The sequence below is a fragment of the Parafilimonas sp. genome (assembly GCF_051953455.1).
Taxonomy (GTDB): Bacteria; Bacteroidota; Bacteroidia; order Chitinophagales; family Chitinophagaceae; genus Parafilimonas.
This window is the reverse complement of record NZ_JBQCIT010000050.1, coordinates 30,670-45,183: the sequence shown is the minus strand read 5'-3', so window position 1 is coordinate 45,183 and position 14,514 is coordinate 30,670. Positions and strand designations below refer to the sequence as shown.

Genomic DNA, 14,514 nt, shown 5'->3' with positions numbered 1-14,514 from the left:
AAACAGCTTAGTTAAATATATCGCTGCTTAAGTGTTTAAAGGCTTCCATGGCGCCCATATATTCGCAGGTTCTGGCGCCGGCTTTGTTGGCGTTATAAACTATATTTTTCCAGTTTTCGAAAGATATTTCATCCAAAGCCGTTTGCATTTTACTTAACTGGTATAGCACAGCGCCAACAAATGCATCGCCGGCCCCGGTTGTGTCAACAACCTTCACATGAATGCTGGGCACTGTAACAATTTCATCGTTTACAATCAACAGCGTGCCTTCTTTCCCGATAGTTATTGTAAAAACAGCGTTTGTTTTTTCTCTTAGAATTTTTATAGCATCCGTTACAGTTGCTCCACCGGTTATCAATAATGCTTCTTCTTCACTTACTTTAAAAAAATTACAGCTTTCTATAAAGTTCCAGGACTGGTCAATAAATGATTGCACATTATTTTTAAAAAGCAGGTGGCGATAATTAGGATCGAAGCTCACATATAAATTTCGCTGAAGCGCTTTCTGTATCAGGCCCTGGTAGGCAGTTTGTAATGGGCCGGGCAGGAAGCCCGTTGCAGAACCAAAATGAATAATGGAAAATCCATTGAGATCAATAGCCTCCATTTCAGACCTGTTTAACTGGCCATCAGCGCCGCGGTTAAATACAAAATCACGTTCGCCGTTTTCCATTAAAGAAACAAATGCAAATGTGGTGAAGTAATGGTTATCCTGCAGCATCCATTTTGTTGAAACTTTGAAATCCTGCATCACTTCTATGAGGTGTTTGCCAAAGGGGTCGTTTCCAACTTTAGCGGCTAATTCCACATCACCACCAAGTGCAGCAATAGCGGCTGCAACATTCGTGGGCGCCCCGCCGGGCTTCTTTAAAAAGTGCTGGCCTTCGGTTAGCGGTTTACCTTTGTCTGTGCAAATCATATCAATAAGCGCTTCGCCCATGCATAAGATTTTGCCTCCTTCCCACAAACGCGTATTTTGAGCATCATCATATTCCGTCAGGTTGTTTTCCATTGTAATTTTTTAGATTAACAGATCAGAAGCTGTTTACAAGTGTAGCACATCATAATCAATTTTGCAACACATAATCTTTTTATTTTGCAGTAATGATCTCTGTTTATAAACAGCGCAAGCTTACATTCATAACTTTTGTGTACTGGTTCCTGCTGTTGTTTATTACGGCAGCATGGATATGGTGGTTTATTTCGCTGGAACAACAAAACGACCAGATGCGCTTTTATAAATTGCTGCAACTGAATAAAGATGATGCTGCGTATGAACAAAAGCTTTTTTTAGTTAATGATGAACATTCCCGCAAAACGGCACAGTATATTAGTGAAGGAATAACTTTTGTAATCGTAACATTGATAGGAGCATTATTTGTTTATCGTTCTGTGAGAAAACAATTTATGCTAAACCGGCAGCAGCAAAATTTTATGATGGCTGTTACGCATGAATTAAAAACGCCTATTGCTGTTATAAACCTCAGCCTTGAAACTTTACTTAAAAGAAAACTTGATGAAGAAAAGCAGCAGCATTTTATTAAAACAAGCCTGCAGGAAACAGAACGGCTTAATGAGCTTGTTTCAAATATTCTGATAACATCGCAATTGGAGAGTGGCAATTATTTAAGCGCTAAGGAAAGTATTAATTTTTCTGAACTGGTTGATAAATGCGCGATATATTTTGCTGCCCGTTTTCCATCAAGAACCATCATCAAAAACATAGAAGAAAACATCTTTATTAATGGTGAAAGTCTATTGCTGCAATTGCTGATAAATAATTTAATAAGTAATGCCTTGAAATATTCACCAAAAGGAAAACCTGTTTATATAAAGCTGGTGAGTTATAATAATGTTCTTTTGAGTGTGATTGATGAAGGCGTTGGTATAAACGAGGAAGAGAAGAAAAAGGTTTTTACAAAATTTTATCGCAGCGGAGATGAAACAGTGCGCAACACAAAAGGTACAGGGTTAGGGTTATATCTTTGCAAACGGATTGCCGAAAGCCATAATGGTAAAATAAGTATCGCCGATAACCAGCCTGCCGGAAGTATTTTTAATGTAGAATTTAAAGTATAATGAAAGAAGAAAAAGCAAATATATTGTTGGTGGAAGATGAAGAAAATCTACACGAAACATTAAAGCTGAACCTTGAAATGGAAGGCTATTCCGTTACTTCTGCCTTTACCGGAACACAGGCTATGAAGATAGTGGCCGAAGAATATTTTGATCTTATCATTATGGATATAATGCTGCCTGAAATGGATGGAATAACCGTTACAGAAAACATCAGGATTAATAATAACGATGTTCCGGTTTTAATACTAAGCGCTAAGGATACCGGGAGCGACAGGGTTTTGGGCCTGAAAAAGGGTGCTGATGATTATTTAACCAAGCCGTTTAATCTTGAAGAATTATTATTAAGAATTGATAAACTCATTATTAAAAACAAAAAAATTTCCGATAAGGATTTTGCGTTTGATACCTATAATTTTGATGGCAACATTATTGATTTTAAAGCACAGGAAGCAACATTGAATAATGGTGATAAAGTTGAGTTAAGCAAGAAAGAAACCATGTTGCTAAAACTGCTTATTGAAAACAAAAACCAGGTTGTAACAAGAGAAAAAATATTGCAGTCTGTTTGGGGTTATAAAGTTTATCCTAACACGAGAACGATTGATAATTTCATTCTTAATTTCAGAAAATACTTTGAAAAAGATAGCCGCAACCCGAAGCACTTTCATTCTGTAAGAGGGGTGGGCTATAAATACGTTGAATAATCTTCCTGCTGCAGCTGTTCAACTGTTTCCTTTACTTCTTTAAAATAAAAATCAAGATCGGCAGGCGTTTCAAAAGGCGCATATAAATTCAGGTTAATAGCTTCGTATAAAGCTGCCGCTTTATTACAAACGGGTGCATTGCATGTTTTTTTAATTAATTCATTCATTAAAACCTGTTCAGAGTATTGTGTTGAATCAAGCTTTTCAGCAACTGCTTTTGTAAGAATAGTTTTTGCTTTTATAAAAAAAGTTTTGTTATCGGTAATAGTTTGCAGTTCATCAAAATACCTTGAGAAGTCAGTTTTATATTTTACTTTAAAAACAGGGCTGGGAGTTTCAAATGCAGGCGGGGCTGTACTTGAAACGGTGATGTTTTTTGGATTATTTTTATCATTACGCCTGTGGGAGATAAGCGCTGTTAATGCCACAAGCAGCGCAATTGCCGGTACTATCCATAAATATTTTCGGTTGGTTATATCATAATTTACAATTTCACTGGCTGCATCTTTTTGGGAAAGCGCCTTTATAAAAAATACAGGAATGCTATCTGTTTGTACAGTCTCATATTTTCTTAAATCAGTATTAAAATAGCTGAAACTTATTGGCGGGATAATGATATTTCCTTCCCTGTTTCCAACAAATGGTATAGTAAAAACACGGTCGCCGGTTATGGGAAAATCATTCTGGCTTACATGCTGCGAGTCTTTACTATCAAAATGCTGCACATTTTGCGGCCAGTTAATTTCTGGCTGAACAATAGCATCAAGATTACCTGCACCTTTTATCGTTACAATTAAATTTCCATTTTCACCCACAGGGATTTTATTATTTTCAATAGCTGCATTTATACTGAACGTGCCGGTAATGCCATAAAAATTTTCCGGTTTATTATTCTCAGGTAAATTAATTACATCTACCGTTTTATTACCATTGCTTACGGTAATATTAAATTTCCTGGTTGTTAAAACATCATTGGGATTAAAAACCTGCACATAATTATTCACGTATGCTTTTCCCAGCGAAAGACTTCCTTCCTGCAATGCGGTTAATTGTACCTTCCTGATTGTATAAACTGAAAAGGCTTCATTATTAATATTTTCAAATTCGGGTCCCTGGTCAAAGTTTAATTCTTTTACGCTGCATCCGGAAAACTCAGGTTGTTTGGCTACAGAAGGCCGGTCGTTTATACCGCTGGCAACATAAAATTTATAGGTAGCCATAAGTGGCTCACCCACAAAAGCCTTATCCTTATTAGTAAAAACCTTTACAAACATTTTTCGTTTCAGCGAAGATTCTATATCCTCATTATTATTCTGGTCATTACCCGTTTCATTATTAATTAAAGAAGGAATATCGGCAGACAGTGGTTGCACAAAAGAGGTTTGTATGCTTGCGGCAAGCATTAAAAATGTCAATACATATTTCGCATACAAAGGCATTCAACAAAAATATATACAGATATTTTGTAAATAATCCGGGTGCGGGTTAAACAATTCAAAATTAAAAACCAGTGTGCTTTTGCCAAAGCTTCATTTTAATTATGTTTGTTATAATAAAAGTACAATATGGCATTTTCTGCAATAGATACAATCATAGATTTTCTTGAACCTGTTAATTTAAGCTTGCTGAATAATGATGAAGATTATAATTCCAAACAATTAGGCAGCGCTGCAGATATTTATACGAGTAATTTTCCTGATGTTGATGCTGCAGATCTTATTATTGTTGGCTGCAGCGAAGCACGTGGCGCCGGTGCACCTAAAAGAGATGATGATGGCATTAATGCTGTGCGGACCCATTTTTATAATTTGTATCACTGGCACGCGGAAGTTAAAATTGCTGATATAGGCAATGTAAAATCGGGCGCTTCACTGGAAGATACTTATGCTGCATTGCAGCAAATATTGAGTGAGTTATCAGCGCTTGATAAAAAAGTGGTGGTTATTGGCGGGTCACATGATATTATGATGGCGCAGTATAATGTTTTTGGGGAACAGCAAAAACTTGTTGATGCTGTTTGTATAGACGCTATTCTCGATATGAATGTTGACAGCCGCATGCCGGCTGAAAATTTTCTTATGCAAATGTTTACCAAAGAACCCAATTATTTAAAGCATTATAATCACATAGGTTTTCAAAGCTATTTTGTACATCCGTCAATGCTGGAAACAATTGATAAGCTGCGCTTCGATTGCTACCGCGTTGGAATTGTAAAAGAACATATGGAAACAATGGAACCGGTTGTACGCAACGCCAATATAATTGGTTTTGATATAACGGCCATTCAGTATAGCCATGCACCTGCCAACCGCATAACTCCAAACGGATTTAACGGCGAAGAAGCCTGCATGCTGATGCAATATGCGGGTATGAGCAGTAATGCCGGCAGCATTGGCATTTATGGTTATAATTATAAGCAGGATGTAAGCGATCTCACAGCCAAACAAATTAGCCACATGCTTTGGTATTTAATGGATGGTATTCAGAAGGGAAAAAATGAAGCGCCACTTGAACAAAGGGAGTATTTTAACGAGTTCAGGCTAATGTTTGCCGATTTTGAAACGATGTTTTTACAAAGTAAAAAAACGCAACGCTGGTGGATGCAATTGCCTGATAAAACCTTCGTTGCCTGCAGCGGGAAAGATTATGCCACTGCTTTAAACAACGATATTCCTGAACGCTGGCTGCGGGCGGCAGAAAGGTTATAAATGAATTTTAATTTAAAGCCCAAAGGAGAATTTAAGAAGTACAAATAATAGTACTGCTATTCCAAGCCACATCATTATAGAACCGAGCTGCCTTGTTTGAGCATTATAAACATAAAATTCTTTACCCGTCTCATCTTTTTGTTTAGACCGGCTATAAATATAACCTGCATAAATAGCTATAAATCCTCCAAACAAAGCCAATACAAAACAGAGAAAGATATATAACGGGCTTCCAGACTTTTCCTTTTCAAATTGTTTATTCAGCGTTTGTTTAAATTCTTGCCTTTGCTGTTTTGGTAAATCCAGATTTATATTGCGAGCTGTGAGTTCTTGTTCTGCAAGCGCTACAAAATCGGGATTATAGTTTGATGCATTAATAAATATCTCGGTGAGCTCCTCGTTGGTTTTTTGTTTTATCTGTCTGGTAAAATCAAATTGCATAAGCTTAGAGTTTTGCTTATCGAAATTAAGACAGTGCTACCAACACTACAATATATATCAACTTGTTTTTTCTTAGCATAAAAAAACCACAGAGAATATCTGTGGTTTTTCTTTTGAAAAGAAGTATTTAACTAAGCTTTTCTACCTGCATGTAATTCAGTTCAACCGGAGTAGAACGCCCAAATATTTTTACGATCACCTTCAGCTTTTTCTTCTCATCATTCACTTCTTCAATCACGCCATTAAAATCGTTGAATGCACCATCAATAATCTTAATGGTTTCACCAATAATAAATGGTTCGCTCATGGTAATACCACCGGCTTCACTCATTTCATCCACTTTACCCAGCATTTTATTTACCTCGCTTTTGCGCAGTGAAATAATATTGCCTTTTGAGCCTTTGCCATCGGTTAAAAAATGCATTACGTTGCTCACATTACTTATGTGATGAATCATATCATCTGTAAGCTTTCCGTCCAATACTTCAAGCATAACATAACCCGGGAAATAGTTCTTTTCACGCATTACCTTTTTGCCATTCTGCACTTTATATACTTTTTCCATTGGCAGAAATACCTGTTTTATAACCTCAGCATAACCGCTGCGGATTATGTCTTTATCAAGATATTCCTTTACTTTTCTCTCTTTGCCGCTCACAACACGCAATACATACCATTTGGTATCCTGCTGTTGAACAACATTTTCCTCAGTTACATTCTCCATACACTTACTTTATATATTAACTGAAAAATGAATAGATAAGTTTTAGCAGTTCATTACTGCCCAAATCCATTAAACCTATTATGGCCATTATTATTATTGTAGCACCCAAAACAACTAAGGTTGATTGCTGCAACTGGGCCCAGGTTGGCCAGGTAACTTTTTCAGTCAATTCTTTATAAGAATCGCGGAAATAATTAGAAACTTTATTCATTTTTTTAAGTTGATTGAGTTGACTGGCTGATTAAGTTGATTAGTAAAAACCTTTCAACGTATCAACATTTCAACTTGTTTACTTTTACTAAGCACGGGCACTAGGATTCGAACCCAGATCGAAGGTTTTGGAGACCTCTATTCTACCATTGAACTATGCCCGTAAAATCAAATTAGCTAATTAGCAAATTGCTAATTAGCTAATTTATATCGATTGTCAAAAATACCGATTATTTTATGATTTCAGTAACCTGGCCTGCACCTACTGTACGGCCACCTTCGCGGATAGCGAACTTCAAACCTTTTTCCATAGCTATCGGCTGAATTAACTTAACGGTTAAACCGATGTTATCACCAGGCATTACCATTTCAGTTCCTTCAGGTAAAGCTACTTCACCTGTAACGTCTGTAGTTCTGAAATAGAACTGAGGACGGTATTTGTTGAAGAACGGCGTATGACGGCCACCTTCTTCTTTGCTCAGTACATAAACTTCGCATTTGAATTCAGTGTGGGGAGTAATGCTCTTAGGCTGAACGATAACCATACCGCGACGGATATCTTTCTTTTCAATACCGCGTAACAGTAAACCTGCATTATCACCGGCTTCACCGCGATCCAGCAATTTTTTGAACATTTCCACACCTGTTACAGTTGAGCTTAAAGGAGCATCCATTAAACCAACCAGTTCAACAGGATCGCCAACTTTGATCACACCGCGCTCAATACGTCCTGTGGCAACAGTACCACGGCCGGTAATTGAGAATACGTCTTCAACAGACATAAGGAAAGGCTGATCGATAGGGCGGGGAGGCAGCGGAATATAGCTGTCAACAGCGTCCATTAATTCTTCAACTTTCTTAACCCATTTTTCTTCGCCGGCCAAAGCACCGGTTGCAGAACCCTGTATAATAGGAGTGTTATCACCATCGAAACCGTAGAAGCTTAAAAGTTCACGAATTTCCATTTCAACAAGCTCTAATAATTCAGGATCATCAACCAGGTCAACTTTATTCATAAACACTACCATGCGGGGAACGCCCACCTGGCGTGCCAGCAGGATGTGTTCTTTGGTTTGAGGCATGGGGCCATCAGTTGCAGCAACAACAAGGATAGCACCGTCCATCTGGGCAGCACCGGTAATCATGTTTTTCACATAATCCGCGTGACCCGGACAGTCAACGTGAGCATAGTGACGATTAACCGTCTGATATTCAACGTGTGCTGTGTTAATGGTAATACCACGCTCTTTTTCTTCAGGGGCGGCATCAATTTCATCATATTTTCTAGCCTCAGCCATACCTTTTGAAGATAAGATGGTAGTAATAGCTGCGGTTAAAGTGGTTTTACCATGGTCAATGTGACCAATTGTACCAACGTTTACGTGAGGTTTATCCCTCTTAAAAGTCTCTTTAGACATCTTTATCGTTTTTGTGTTGTTGTTTAAAAATCCAGCTATCAGCTTTAAGGCTTCAGCAATTAAAATTTATATCGTTCCGCTTCAGCGGCACAAATTTCATCCAGTCTTTGAACAGAGCCGTTGATGAGAATTGAACTCACGACCTCTTCCTTACCAAGGAAGTGCTCTACCACTGAGCTACAACGGCTTGTCAAAAAAAAGTTGACAGTTGACCGTTGTAAATTGACAGTGAAGTTCCCGTCAACTGTCATCTATCCTCTGTCATCTCATTCAAAGAGCGGGAGACCAGGCTCGAACTGGCCACCTATAGCTTGGAAGGCTATCGCTCTACCAAATGAGCTACTCCCGCATTTTAATTTAAAAATTTGAAAATATAGTAATTTAAAGATGATTACTGTAGTTCAAACATTCAAATCTCAAAGAACTTATTCAATAAGGCAATTAGTAGTTACCCTATTACCAAATTAGCTGTGGGCAGAGCAGGGTTCGAACCTGCGTACTCGTGAGAGAACAGATTTACAGTCTGTCGCCTTTAACCGCTCGGCCATCTGCCCAATTATAAATACCAGAGCCACTTGTCGGAATCGAACCAACGACCTACTGATTACAAATCAGTTGCTCTACCAGCTGAGCTAAAGTGGCTTTTGTAATAATTATTAATTACGCCACCTAATAATTGAAAATATCCTTTTTAATTCCTAAAGTGACGACAATAAAAGAACTACCCCTTTTTTTCGGGATGGCAAAGGTAAGTGAAAACTTCATTTGGCAAAATTTTACGCAGAATTTTTGAAGTGGTTTTGCAAGAATAAATTAAAAAACCCCCGCTGAAGGCGGAGGTTTTAATTTTAAAGCGCTTTAAAATTAAGCGGCTTGTTTTTCTTTTTGTTTTTTTAATTGGTTAACTACAGAATCTAATGCGCTGTCGAAAGATTCCTGAAACGACTTTGAAGTTGCTTTTACAAAAAAGCTGTGCCTGGGCACGTATATTCTTATTTCGGCAATTTTATCTTTAATATTATGCGCCACATTGTCTAATTTAAGAAAAACATCGGTACGTATTATTCGGTCGTGGAATGTGGTTAGCTTATTAAGTTTTTTGTTTACGTGGTCTATCAGTTTAGCGTCGGCGGTAAAGTGTACCGTTTCAATGTTTACATTCATAAAAAAACTGCTTTTAAAGTGAACAATAAAAAAAGAACTCACCTGGAAATGCCCTTTCGGGGTTTATTGATTTCCGTTGATGAAGATAGAATTTTTAAATTTTAATACCTCATTTTTTTGTCACTTTTTAAAGGAATTTTAAGGCAATTTATCAAACTATTTAAGCCTTGGGATGTGCTTTTTTAAATACCTCTTTTAAACGTTCGATGTCGTTGTGCGTGTAAACCTGTGTCGCTGCAAGGCTGCTATGGCCAAGCAACTCCTTTACTGCATTCAGATCGGCCCCGTTACTGGTTAAATGGGTGGCAAAACTGTGGCGTAAAATATGCGGGCTTTTCTTATTTACAGTAGTAACCAGCGACAGGTTTTTCTTTACCGTATTATATACCTGCCTGGCATATAATGGCTTGCCTTTTTCGTTTACAAATACCTGGCCGGTGTTGCCGTCTCCCGGCTTATGTTTTATATAATCCTGAAGATTTGCTATTAGTTCTTTATTTACCGGTATGATTCTTTCTTTATTGCCTTTGCCTAAAACCTTTATATGGTTGTAAGCACTATCAATCTGGGATGTTTTTAAATTCACCAGCTCGCTTACACGCATGCCCGTATTATAAAAAAGCTGTAATACCAGTTTTTCAGTTCTTCCTTTCCAGTCGTCTGAAAATTCTACATAATCAAATAATGTTTGAATATCTTTTTCTTCCACGTAAACCGGCAGGCGCTTGTTGCTTTTTGGTGCGTTGATGATGCTCATAGGCGTTGTTTCCACAATGCCCTCCCGCATTAAAAATTTATAGAATGATTTTAAAGTGGAAATTTTACGGTTGATGGATTTTGCCGTTAAATCTTCTTCCTGCTTAAGATGCGCCAGCCAGGATCTGACTATAGCCGCATTAATTTCAGCTATGCCCGGCCTGTCAAATTCGGCAATCACAAAACTTAAAAACTGTTCAAGATCGTTTTGGTAAGAAATGATGGTATGCTGCGAATAGCGTTTTTCAAAACGCAGATAATTGAGGAAAGCTTCTTTTTGTGGATATTGAGCAAACATAAACAGCCATAAAATTATATATCTTATGGCTGTTTTCTATCTATAATAGAAAAATATTAAAGCTCAATCTTTCCGCTGGAGATTTTTTGCTTGTAAATAGCTTTTAAAATCTGGTTGCGACGCTTAACAGAAGGTTTTGTAAAAGTCTGGCGCTCCCTTAATTGTAATAAGGTTTTGCTCTTTTCGTACTTCTTTTTATACTTCTTGAGCGCTTTGTCAATGTTTTCGCAATCTTTTGAATCTACAATTAACATAAATTACTTTTCCTTTTTTAGGGCTGCAAAGATAAGTACATAAATCTATTTTCCAAATGTAATTTAGCTATGAAAGGGCAATTTTTTGATTTCTTTAATTGATCGGAATTATACGGCAGTTGGTCGAAATCATTTAATGCAGAGCATTCTATCCGGTAGCTTTAGACTTTAAAAACAACATATGGAATTTGATAACGACCGGCCGGTAAAACATACGGGCAAAATTGAAATATTTTGCTGGGTATTGCTTGCTTTAATGAATCCATTAATGAATTGTCTCACTTTCTTTTTAAACGATGCAAAGATCTGGTGGTTTGTATTTGGAGTTAATCTTTTGCTGTTGCCTGCTTACATTTTCTATTCAGCTATAATAGTTTCAAGATTTTTATATAAAAAAAAATATGTGCAATTTTTTGGCTTAACTATTTTGTTCCTGGTGGTTATACAGCTAATACTATCTGGTATTTATTCAATTATTTGGGATTTTGGTTCGCAAGCTGAACAAGCCTATTTTACTTATAGTTTTAGTACGGTCATCAGGGAATGTTTATGGAGTATCATTTATACATTAATTGCAATAGCAATTTATTTTATTAATAAGGCTTCTGATGAAAGAAAATTATTAATAGCACTGCAAAAAGACAACAACAATTTTCGGTTAAAATATTTACGAGCACAACTTAACCCGCATTTTCTTTTTAATACTTTAAACAGTATTTATTCATTAAGCATGCAGAAGTCTGACGAAACACCAAATGTTGTATTAAAACTTGCTGACCTGATGCGTTATCTTATTTATGAATGCAATGAAGATAAAATACTCCTGAGTAAAGAAATCGAATTCATACGCAATTATATTGAACTTGAAAAAATAAGGTATAATGCTGACATACGGTTTGAAATTGAAGGCGATGCTGATGATATAATGATAGAGCCTTTGCTGTTTATTTCATTTATTGAAAACGGGTTTAAACACGCATTCGACAGCGCTTACACCAATGCATTCATATATATAACCATAAAAATAAAACCGGAACAAATTGCGCTTACCGTTATTAATAATACCAGCATTGATCTTGAAACGCAGGCAAAAAAAATCCAGGGCACAGGCATCAGGGCAAGTAAAAACATGCTGGAATTATTGTATCCTACTTCCCACGCTTTGCATATTATTCAAACCGAAAAGGAAGAAAGCCGATCAACTGAATTGCGCATGCAAAATGCCAGGCGAAGACTTGAAAATCTTTATCCGGATTCCCATACGCTTGATGTAATTTTAAGCAACAACACTTTTACTGTTTCACTAATTCTTAAAAGAGCCTGATTTGATAAAATGTATAATTGTTGAAGATGAAAGGCTGGCGCAGCAGGTAGTTGAATCTTATATTGAACGTACGCCACAGTTACAACTGGTTGCAATTTGTAATAATGCCCTTGAAGCGAAAGAAGTTTTATTAAAGCAACAGGTTGACCTGATATTTTTAGATGTTCAGCTTCCGGGAATGACCGGGTTAAATTTCCTGCGGACTTTACAAGCTATGCCGTATATTATTCTTACTACAGCTTACACTGATTATGCCCTGGAAAGTTATGAGTTTAATGTTATAGATTATTTGCTGAAACCCATACCATTCGAGCGTTTTACAAAAGCAATACATAAATACCTTGACATTAATTTACCTGTTGAAAGCAAGGCTAAGAGCGATCATATTTATGTAAAAAGCAGCGGAAGGTTTATTAAGGTAAATTTTGCTGATGTTATTTATATACAAGGCATGAAAGACTATCTTAAAATAGTTACCGCTAATGCAAATATTGTAACGTTGCAAACAATGGGGGAAATGGAAAGAATATTACCACAAGCACAATTTATACGCGTTCATAAATCTTATATCGTTTCATTAAATCATATAAAATCTATTTATGGCAACAATATTGAAACAGCAAAAGCTTCTATACCCATTGGTATTAATTATAAGGAGAAGATTTCAGGACTGATCAGCGGTTATTTTTCATAATATACCATCTTGCTGAAAAATGCTTTCAATAATGTTTCCGAAGCGCCATACATCTTCGTAGGTATTATATAAAGGTACCGGCGCCACACGAATTACATTAGGTTCGCGCCAATCGGAAATTACACCTTCATTGGTTAAAGCATTAAATATGGCTTTGCCGTTTTTATGCATGAGCATCGAAACCTGGCAGCCTCTTTCATGTTCATTTGCTGGTGTTATTACGTCAAGTATGCTGTCATTATATTTTTGATTGATATCATTCAAAATAAAATGCAGGTAAGCGGTCAACGCTTTTCTTTTTTGATGAAGATGCTCTATTCCTGCCGCTTCAAAAATATCAAGTGCAGCTTTGTGTGCTGCCAGCAATAGTGCAGGCGGCGTGCTTAACTGCCAGCCTTCTGCTGTGGGAATGGCATCAAAATCTTGTTCCATTTTAAAACGGGTTGATTTATTATTGCCCCACCAGCCTGCAAGCCTTGGAAAATTTTTATCCGTTGCAAATCTTTCATGAATAAAAACGCCGGAAACAGCGCCGGGGCCGGAGTTTAAATATTTGTATGTACACCAGCACGCAAAATCAACGTTCCATTCATGCAGCTGTAACTCAACATTGCCGGCTGCATGCGCCAAATCAAAACCTGCATAAGCGCCGGCTTTATGCGCAGCTTCGGCAATAGCTTTAATATTGAAATATTGTCCTGTGTAATAATTTATACCACTGAATAATACAAGCGCCGTTTCATTGCTATGCTGTTCAATTACCGAAATAATATCTTCTGTTCGCAATAAGTGTTCGCCTTCACGCGGCTTAACTTCAATAATAGCGTCTTCAGGGTTAAGGTTATGCAGTAAGGCCTGTGATGCAAATGCGTATTGATCGGAAGGAAAGGCTTTTGCTTCGCAGATGATTTTATAGCGTTGCTTTGTTGGCCTGTAAAAGCCTGCCATCATTAAATGCAGATTTACGGTAAGTGAATTCATTACCACTATTTCTTCCGGTAAGCAGCCAACAATTTTTGCAAGTGGTTTGGTGAGTTTATCATGAAAATGCATCCAGGCATTTTCTCCTTTAAAATGCCCTTCCACACCGAGTGCAGCCCAGCTATCCAGTATCTTCTTTATTTCACCTAACGTGTTTTTTGGCTGAAGCCCAAGCGAGTTGCCGGTAAAATAAATGCAGTCTTTACCATTATGCTGCGGAAATAAAAACCTCTGCCTGAAGTGCTTTAATGTATCTTTCTCATCAAGCTGTAAGGCGCAGGCAAGCGTATTTTCGAACTTCATAAAAATTCAATTGGGTAAACAAAAATCGTTATCTGCACGAATAAATCTTCAATTTACCCAATTGAATTACTGTAAATACTTATGCCATCTTTCTGCACGCCTCTGCGCATTTTTTGCATGCCGCCGCGCATTCTTTGCAATGCTCATGGTTATGTTTGCTGCATTCTGCATAGCAATCATCGCACAACTGCGCACAGATAAAGCAAATTTCTTTTGCCTGGCTGCTGCCCAAACTCATTAACTGCGCTGATGCATAGCATATAGCAGCACATTCCATACACAGCTGAATGCATCTGGCCATCATGTTCACATCTTTTTCCTGCGTATCTCCGCTGGCACAATGGTTACACAAGGCGGCGCATTCCAAACAGGCATCAATGCATTCTTTGTAATCGTGGTAATTTTTCATATAAAAGGTTTTAATGATTACATTAATTGATGGTGAGCTTCAGTTGT

General features: G+C 37.3%; 16 protein-coding genes and 5 tRNA genes. 5 read left to right on the top strand and 16 right to left on the bottom strand.

Annotated features, from left to right (window positions below; all coding sequences use genetic code 11):
* Window positions 1-7 precede the first annotated feature (7 nt).
* Window positions 8-1,012: a carbohydrate kinase family protein gene (locus ACTHN6_RS17855; RefSeq protein WP_440437134.1), complete on the bottom strand. Its 1,005-nt coding sequence runs from the start codon at window positions 1,010-1,012 to the stop codon at window positions 8-10.
* A gap of 92 nt (window positions 1,013-1,104) precedes the next feature.
* Between ACTHN6_RS17855 and ACTHN6_RS17850 the strand changes: the two genes are divergently transcribed.
* Together ACTHN6_RS17850 and ACTHN6_RS17845 are read left to right on the top strand one after the other, a co-directional pair.
* Window positions 1,105-2,079 (top strand): sensor histidine kinase, encoded by a 975-nt coding sequence (locus ACTHN6_RS17850; RefSeq protein WP_440437133.1) that lies wholly within the window; start codon window positions 1,105-1,107, stop codon window positions 2,077-2,079.
* The gene (locus tag ACTHN6_RS17845; protein ID WP_440437132.1) at window positions 2,079-2,783 is read left to right on the top strand and encodes a response regulator transcription factor; all 705 of its coding nucleotides are present in this window, start codon (window positions 2,079-2,081) and stop codon (window positions 2,781-2,783) included. Before ACTHN6_RS17850 ends, ACTHN6_RS17845 begins: the two co-directional genes overlap by 1 nt.
* Here the strand turns inward: ACTHN6_RS17845 and ACTHN6_RS17840 are convergent.
* Window positions 2,765-4,156: a BatD family protein gene (locus tag ACTHN6_RS17840; RefSeq protein WP_440437131.1), complete on the bottom strand. Its 1,392-nt coding sequence runs from the start codon at window positions 4,154-4,156 to the stop codon at window positions 2,765-2,767. The two genes, ACTHN6_RS17845 and ACTHN6_RS17840, sit on opposite strands and share 19 nt — an antisense overlap.
* Before the next feature lie 192 nt (window positions 4,157-4,348).
* Between ACTHN6_RS17840 and ACTHN6_RS17835 the strand changes: the two genes are divergently transcribed.
* The gene (locus ACTHN6_RS17835; RefSeq protein WP_440437130.1) at window positions 4,349-5,491 is read left to right on the top strand and encodes a formimidoylglutamase; all 1,143 of its coding nucleotides are present in this window, start codon (window positions 4,349-4,351) and stop codon (window positions 5,489-5,491) included.
* A gap of 12 nt (window positions 5,492-5,503) precedes the next feature.
* On the opposite strand, the gene ACTHN6_RS17830 is transcribed toward ACTHN6_RS17835, so the two are convergent.
* The 12 genes from ACTHN6_RS17830 to rpsU all read right to left on the bottom strand — a co-directional run bounded on the left by ACTHN6_RS17830 (window position 5,504) and on the right by rpsU (window position 10,756).
* A complete protein-coding gene (locus ACTHN6_RS17830; protein WP_440437129.1) occupies window positions 5,504-5,932 on the bottom strand; it encodes a hypothetical protein in 429 nt (142 codons plus the stop codon).
* Between the two features lie 127 nt (window positions 5,933-6,059).
* The gene (gene nusG / locus ACTHN6_RS17825; protein ID WP_090654089.1) at window positions 6,060-6,656 is read right to left on the bottom strand and encodes a transcription termination/antitermination protein NusG; all 597 of its coding nucleotides are present in this window, start codon (window positions 6,654-6,656) and stop codon (window positions 6,060-6,062) included.
* Between the two features lie 16 nt (window positions 6,657-6,672).
* Window positions 6,673-6,867, bottom strand: a complete 195-nt coding sequence (gene secE, locus ACTHN6_RS17820) for a preprotein translocase subunit SecE (protein ID WP_090654087.1) — start codon at window positions 6,865-6,867, stop codon at window positions 6,673-6,675.
* A gap of 92 nt (window positions 6,868-6,959) precedes the next feature.
* Window positions 6,960-7,030 (bottom strand) — tRNA-Trp (locus ACTHN6_RS17815).
* 66 nt (window positions 7,031-7,096) lie between these two features.
* A complete protein-coding gene (gene tuf / locus ACTHN6_RS17810; protein WP_440437128.1) occupies window positions 7,097-8,284 on the bottom strand; it encodes an elongation factor Tu in 1,188 nt (395 codons plus the stop codon).
* A gap of 115 nt (window positions 8,285-8,399) precedes the next feature.
* Window positions 8,400-8,471: transfer RNA gene (locus tag ACTHN6_RS17805), tRNA-Thr, on the bottom strand.
* Window positions 8,472-8,560: 89 nt separating this feature from the next.
* Window positions 8,561-8,633 (bottom strand) — tRNA-Gly (locus tag ACTHN6_RS17800).
* Between the two features lie 122 nt (window positions 8,634-8,755).
* A tRNA-Tyr gene (locus tag ACTHN6_RS17795) sits at window positions 8,756-8,838 on the bottom strand.
* A gap of 15 nt (window positions 8,839-8,853) precedes the next feature.
* Window positions 8,854-8,926, bottom strand: a tRNA-Thr gene (locus ACTHN6_RS17790).
* Window positions 8,927-9,148: 222 nt separating this feature from the next.
* Window positions 9,149-9,448, bottom strand: a complete 300-nt coding sequence (gene hpf / locus ACTHN6_RS17785; RefSeq protein WP_440437127.1) for a ribosome hibernation-promoting factor, HPF/YfiA family — start codon at window positions 9,446-9,448, stop codon at window positions 9,149-9,151.
* A gap of 160 nt (window positions 9,449-9,608) precedes the next feature.
* Window positions 9,609-10,502, bottom strand: coding sequence for a site-specific tyrosine recombinase/integron integrase (gene xerA, locus ACTHN6_RS17780; RefSeq protein WP_440437126.1), 894 nt, complete (start codon window positions 10,500-10,502; stop codon window positions 9,609-9,611).
* A gap of 56 nt (window positions 10,503-10,558) precedes the next feature.
* Entirely contained in the window at window positions 10,559-10,756 is a 198-nt protein-coding gene (rpsU, locus tag ACTHN6_RS17775) for a 30S ribosomal protein S21 (RefSeq protein WP_090654078.1), read from the bottom strand.
* 181 nt (window positions 10,757-10,937) lie between these two features.
* Here rpsU and ACTHN6_RS17770 point away from each other — a divergent pair, with 181 nt between their 5' ends.
* Both ACTHN6_RS17770 and ACTHN6_RS17765 read left to right on the top strand, forming a co-directional pair.
* A complete protein-coding gene (locus ACTHN6_RS17770; protein WP_440437125.1) occupies window positions 10,938-12,080 on the top strand; it encodes a sensor histidine kinase in 1,143 nt (380 codons plus the stop codon).
* 1 nt (window position 12,081) lies between these two features.
* A complete protein-coding gene (locus tag ACTHN6_RS17765) occupies window positions 12,082-12,774 on the top strand; it encodes a LytR/AlgR family response regulator transcription factor (RefSeq protein ID WP_440437124.1) in 693 nt (230 codons plus the stop codon).
* Here ACTHN6_RS17765 and kynU read toward each other — a convergent pair.
* Window positions 12,769-14,058: a kynureninase gene (kynU, locus tag ACTHN6_RS17760; protein WP_440437123.1), complete on the bottom strand. Its 1,290-nt coding sequence runs from the start codon at window positions 14,056-14,058 to the stop codon at window positions 12,769-12,771. The two genes, ACTHN6_RS17765 and kynU, sit on opposite strands and share 6 nt — an antisense overlap.
* Before the next feature lie 79 nt (window positions 14,059-14,137).
* Window positions 14,138-14,467 (bottom strand): four-helix bundle copper-binding protein, encoded by a 330-nt coding sequence (locus ACTHN6_RS17755; RefSeq protein WP_440437122.1) that lies wholly within the window; start codon window positions 14,465-14,467, stop codon window positions 14,138-14,140.
* Window positions 14,468-14,514 lie beyond the last annotated feature (47 nt).

What these genes read in the sequence shown, in the direction of transcription:
- ACTHN6_RS17855 (WP_440437134.1), bottom strand. Translation starts at nt 1,012, where the DNA reads ATGGAAAACAACCTGACGGAATATGATGATGCTCAAAATACGCGTTTG.
- ACTHN6_RS17850 (WP_440437133.1), top strand. Translation starts at nt 1,105, where the DNA reads ATGATCTCTGTTTATAAACAGCGCAAGCTTACATTCATAACTTTTGTG.
- ACTHN6_RS17845 (WP_440437132.1), top strand. Translation starts at nt 2,079, where the DNA reads ATGAAAGAAGAAAAAGCAAATATATTGTTGGTGGAAGATGAAGAAAAT.
- ACTHN6_RS17835 (WP_440437130.1), top strand. Translation starts at nt 4,349, where the DNA reads ATGGCATTTTCTGCAATAGATACAATCATAGATTTTCTTGAACCTGTT.
- ACTHN6_RS17830 (WP_440437129.1), bottom strand. Translation starts at nt 5,932, where the DNA reads ATGCAATTTGATTTTACCAGACAGATAAAACAAAAAACCAACGAGGAG.
- nusG (WP_090654089.1), bottom strand. Translation starts at nt 6,656, where the DNA reads ATGGAGAATGTAACTGAGGAAAATGTTGTTCAACAGCAGGATACCAAA.
- secE (WP_090654087.1), bottom strand. Translation starts at nt 6,867, where the DNA reads ATGAATAAAGTTTCTAATTATTTCCGCGATTCTTATAAAGAATTGACT.
- tuf (WP_440437128.1), bottom strand. Translation starts at nt 8,284, where the DNA reads ATGTCTAAAGAGACTTTTAAGAGGGATAAACCTCACGTAAACGTTGGT.
- hpf (WP_440437127.1), bottom strand. Translation starts at nt 9,448, where the DNA reads ATGAATGTAAACATTGAAACGGTACACTTTACCGCCGACGCTAAACTG.
- xerA (WP_440437126.1), bottom strand. Translation starts at nt 10,502, where the DNA reads ATGTTTGCTCAATATCCACAAAAAGAAGCTTTCCTCAATTATCTGCGT.
- rpsU (WP_090654078.1), bottom strand. Translation starts at nt 10,756, where the DNA reads ATGTTAATTGTAGATTCAAAAGATTGCGAAAACATTGACAAAGCGCTC.
- ACTHN6_RS17770 (WP_440437125.1), top strand. Translation starts at nt 10,938, where the DNA reads ATGGAATTTGATAACGACCGGCCGGTAAAACATACGGGCAAAATTGAA.
- kynU (WP_440437123.1), bottom strand. Translation starts at nt 14,058, where the DNA reads ATGAAGTTCGAAAATACGCTTGCCTGCGCCTTACAGCTTGATGAGAAA.
- ACTHN6_RS17755 (WP_440437122.1), bottom strand. Translation starts at nt 14,467, where the DNA reads ATGAAAAATTACCACGATTACAAAGAATGCATTGATGCCTGTTTGGAA.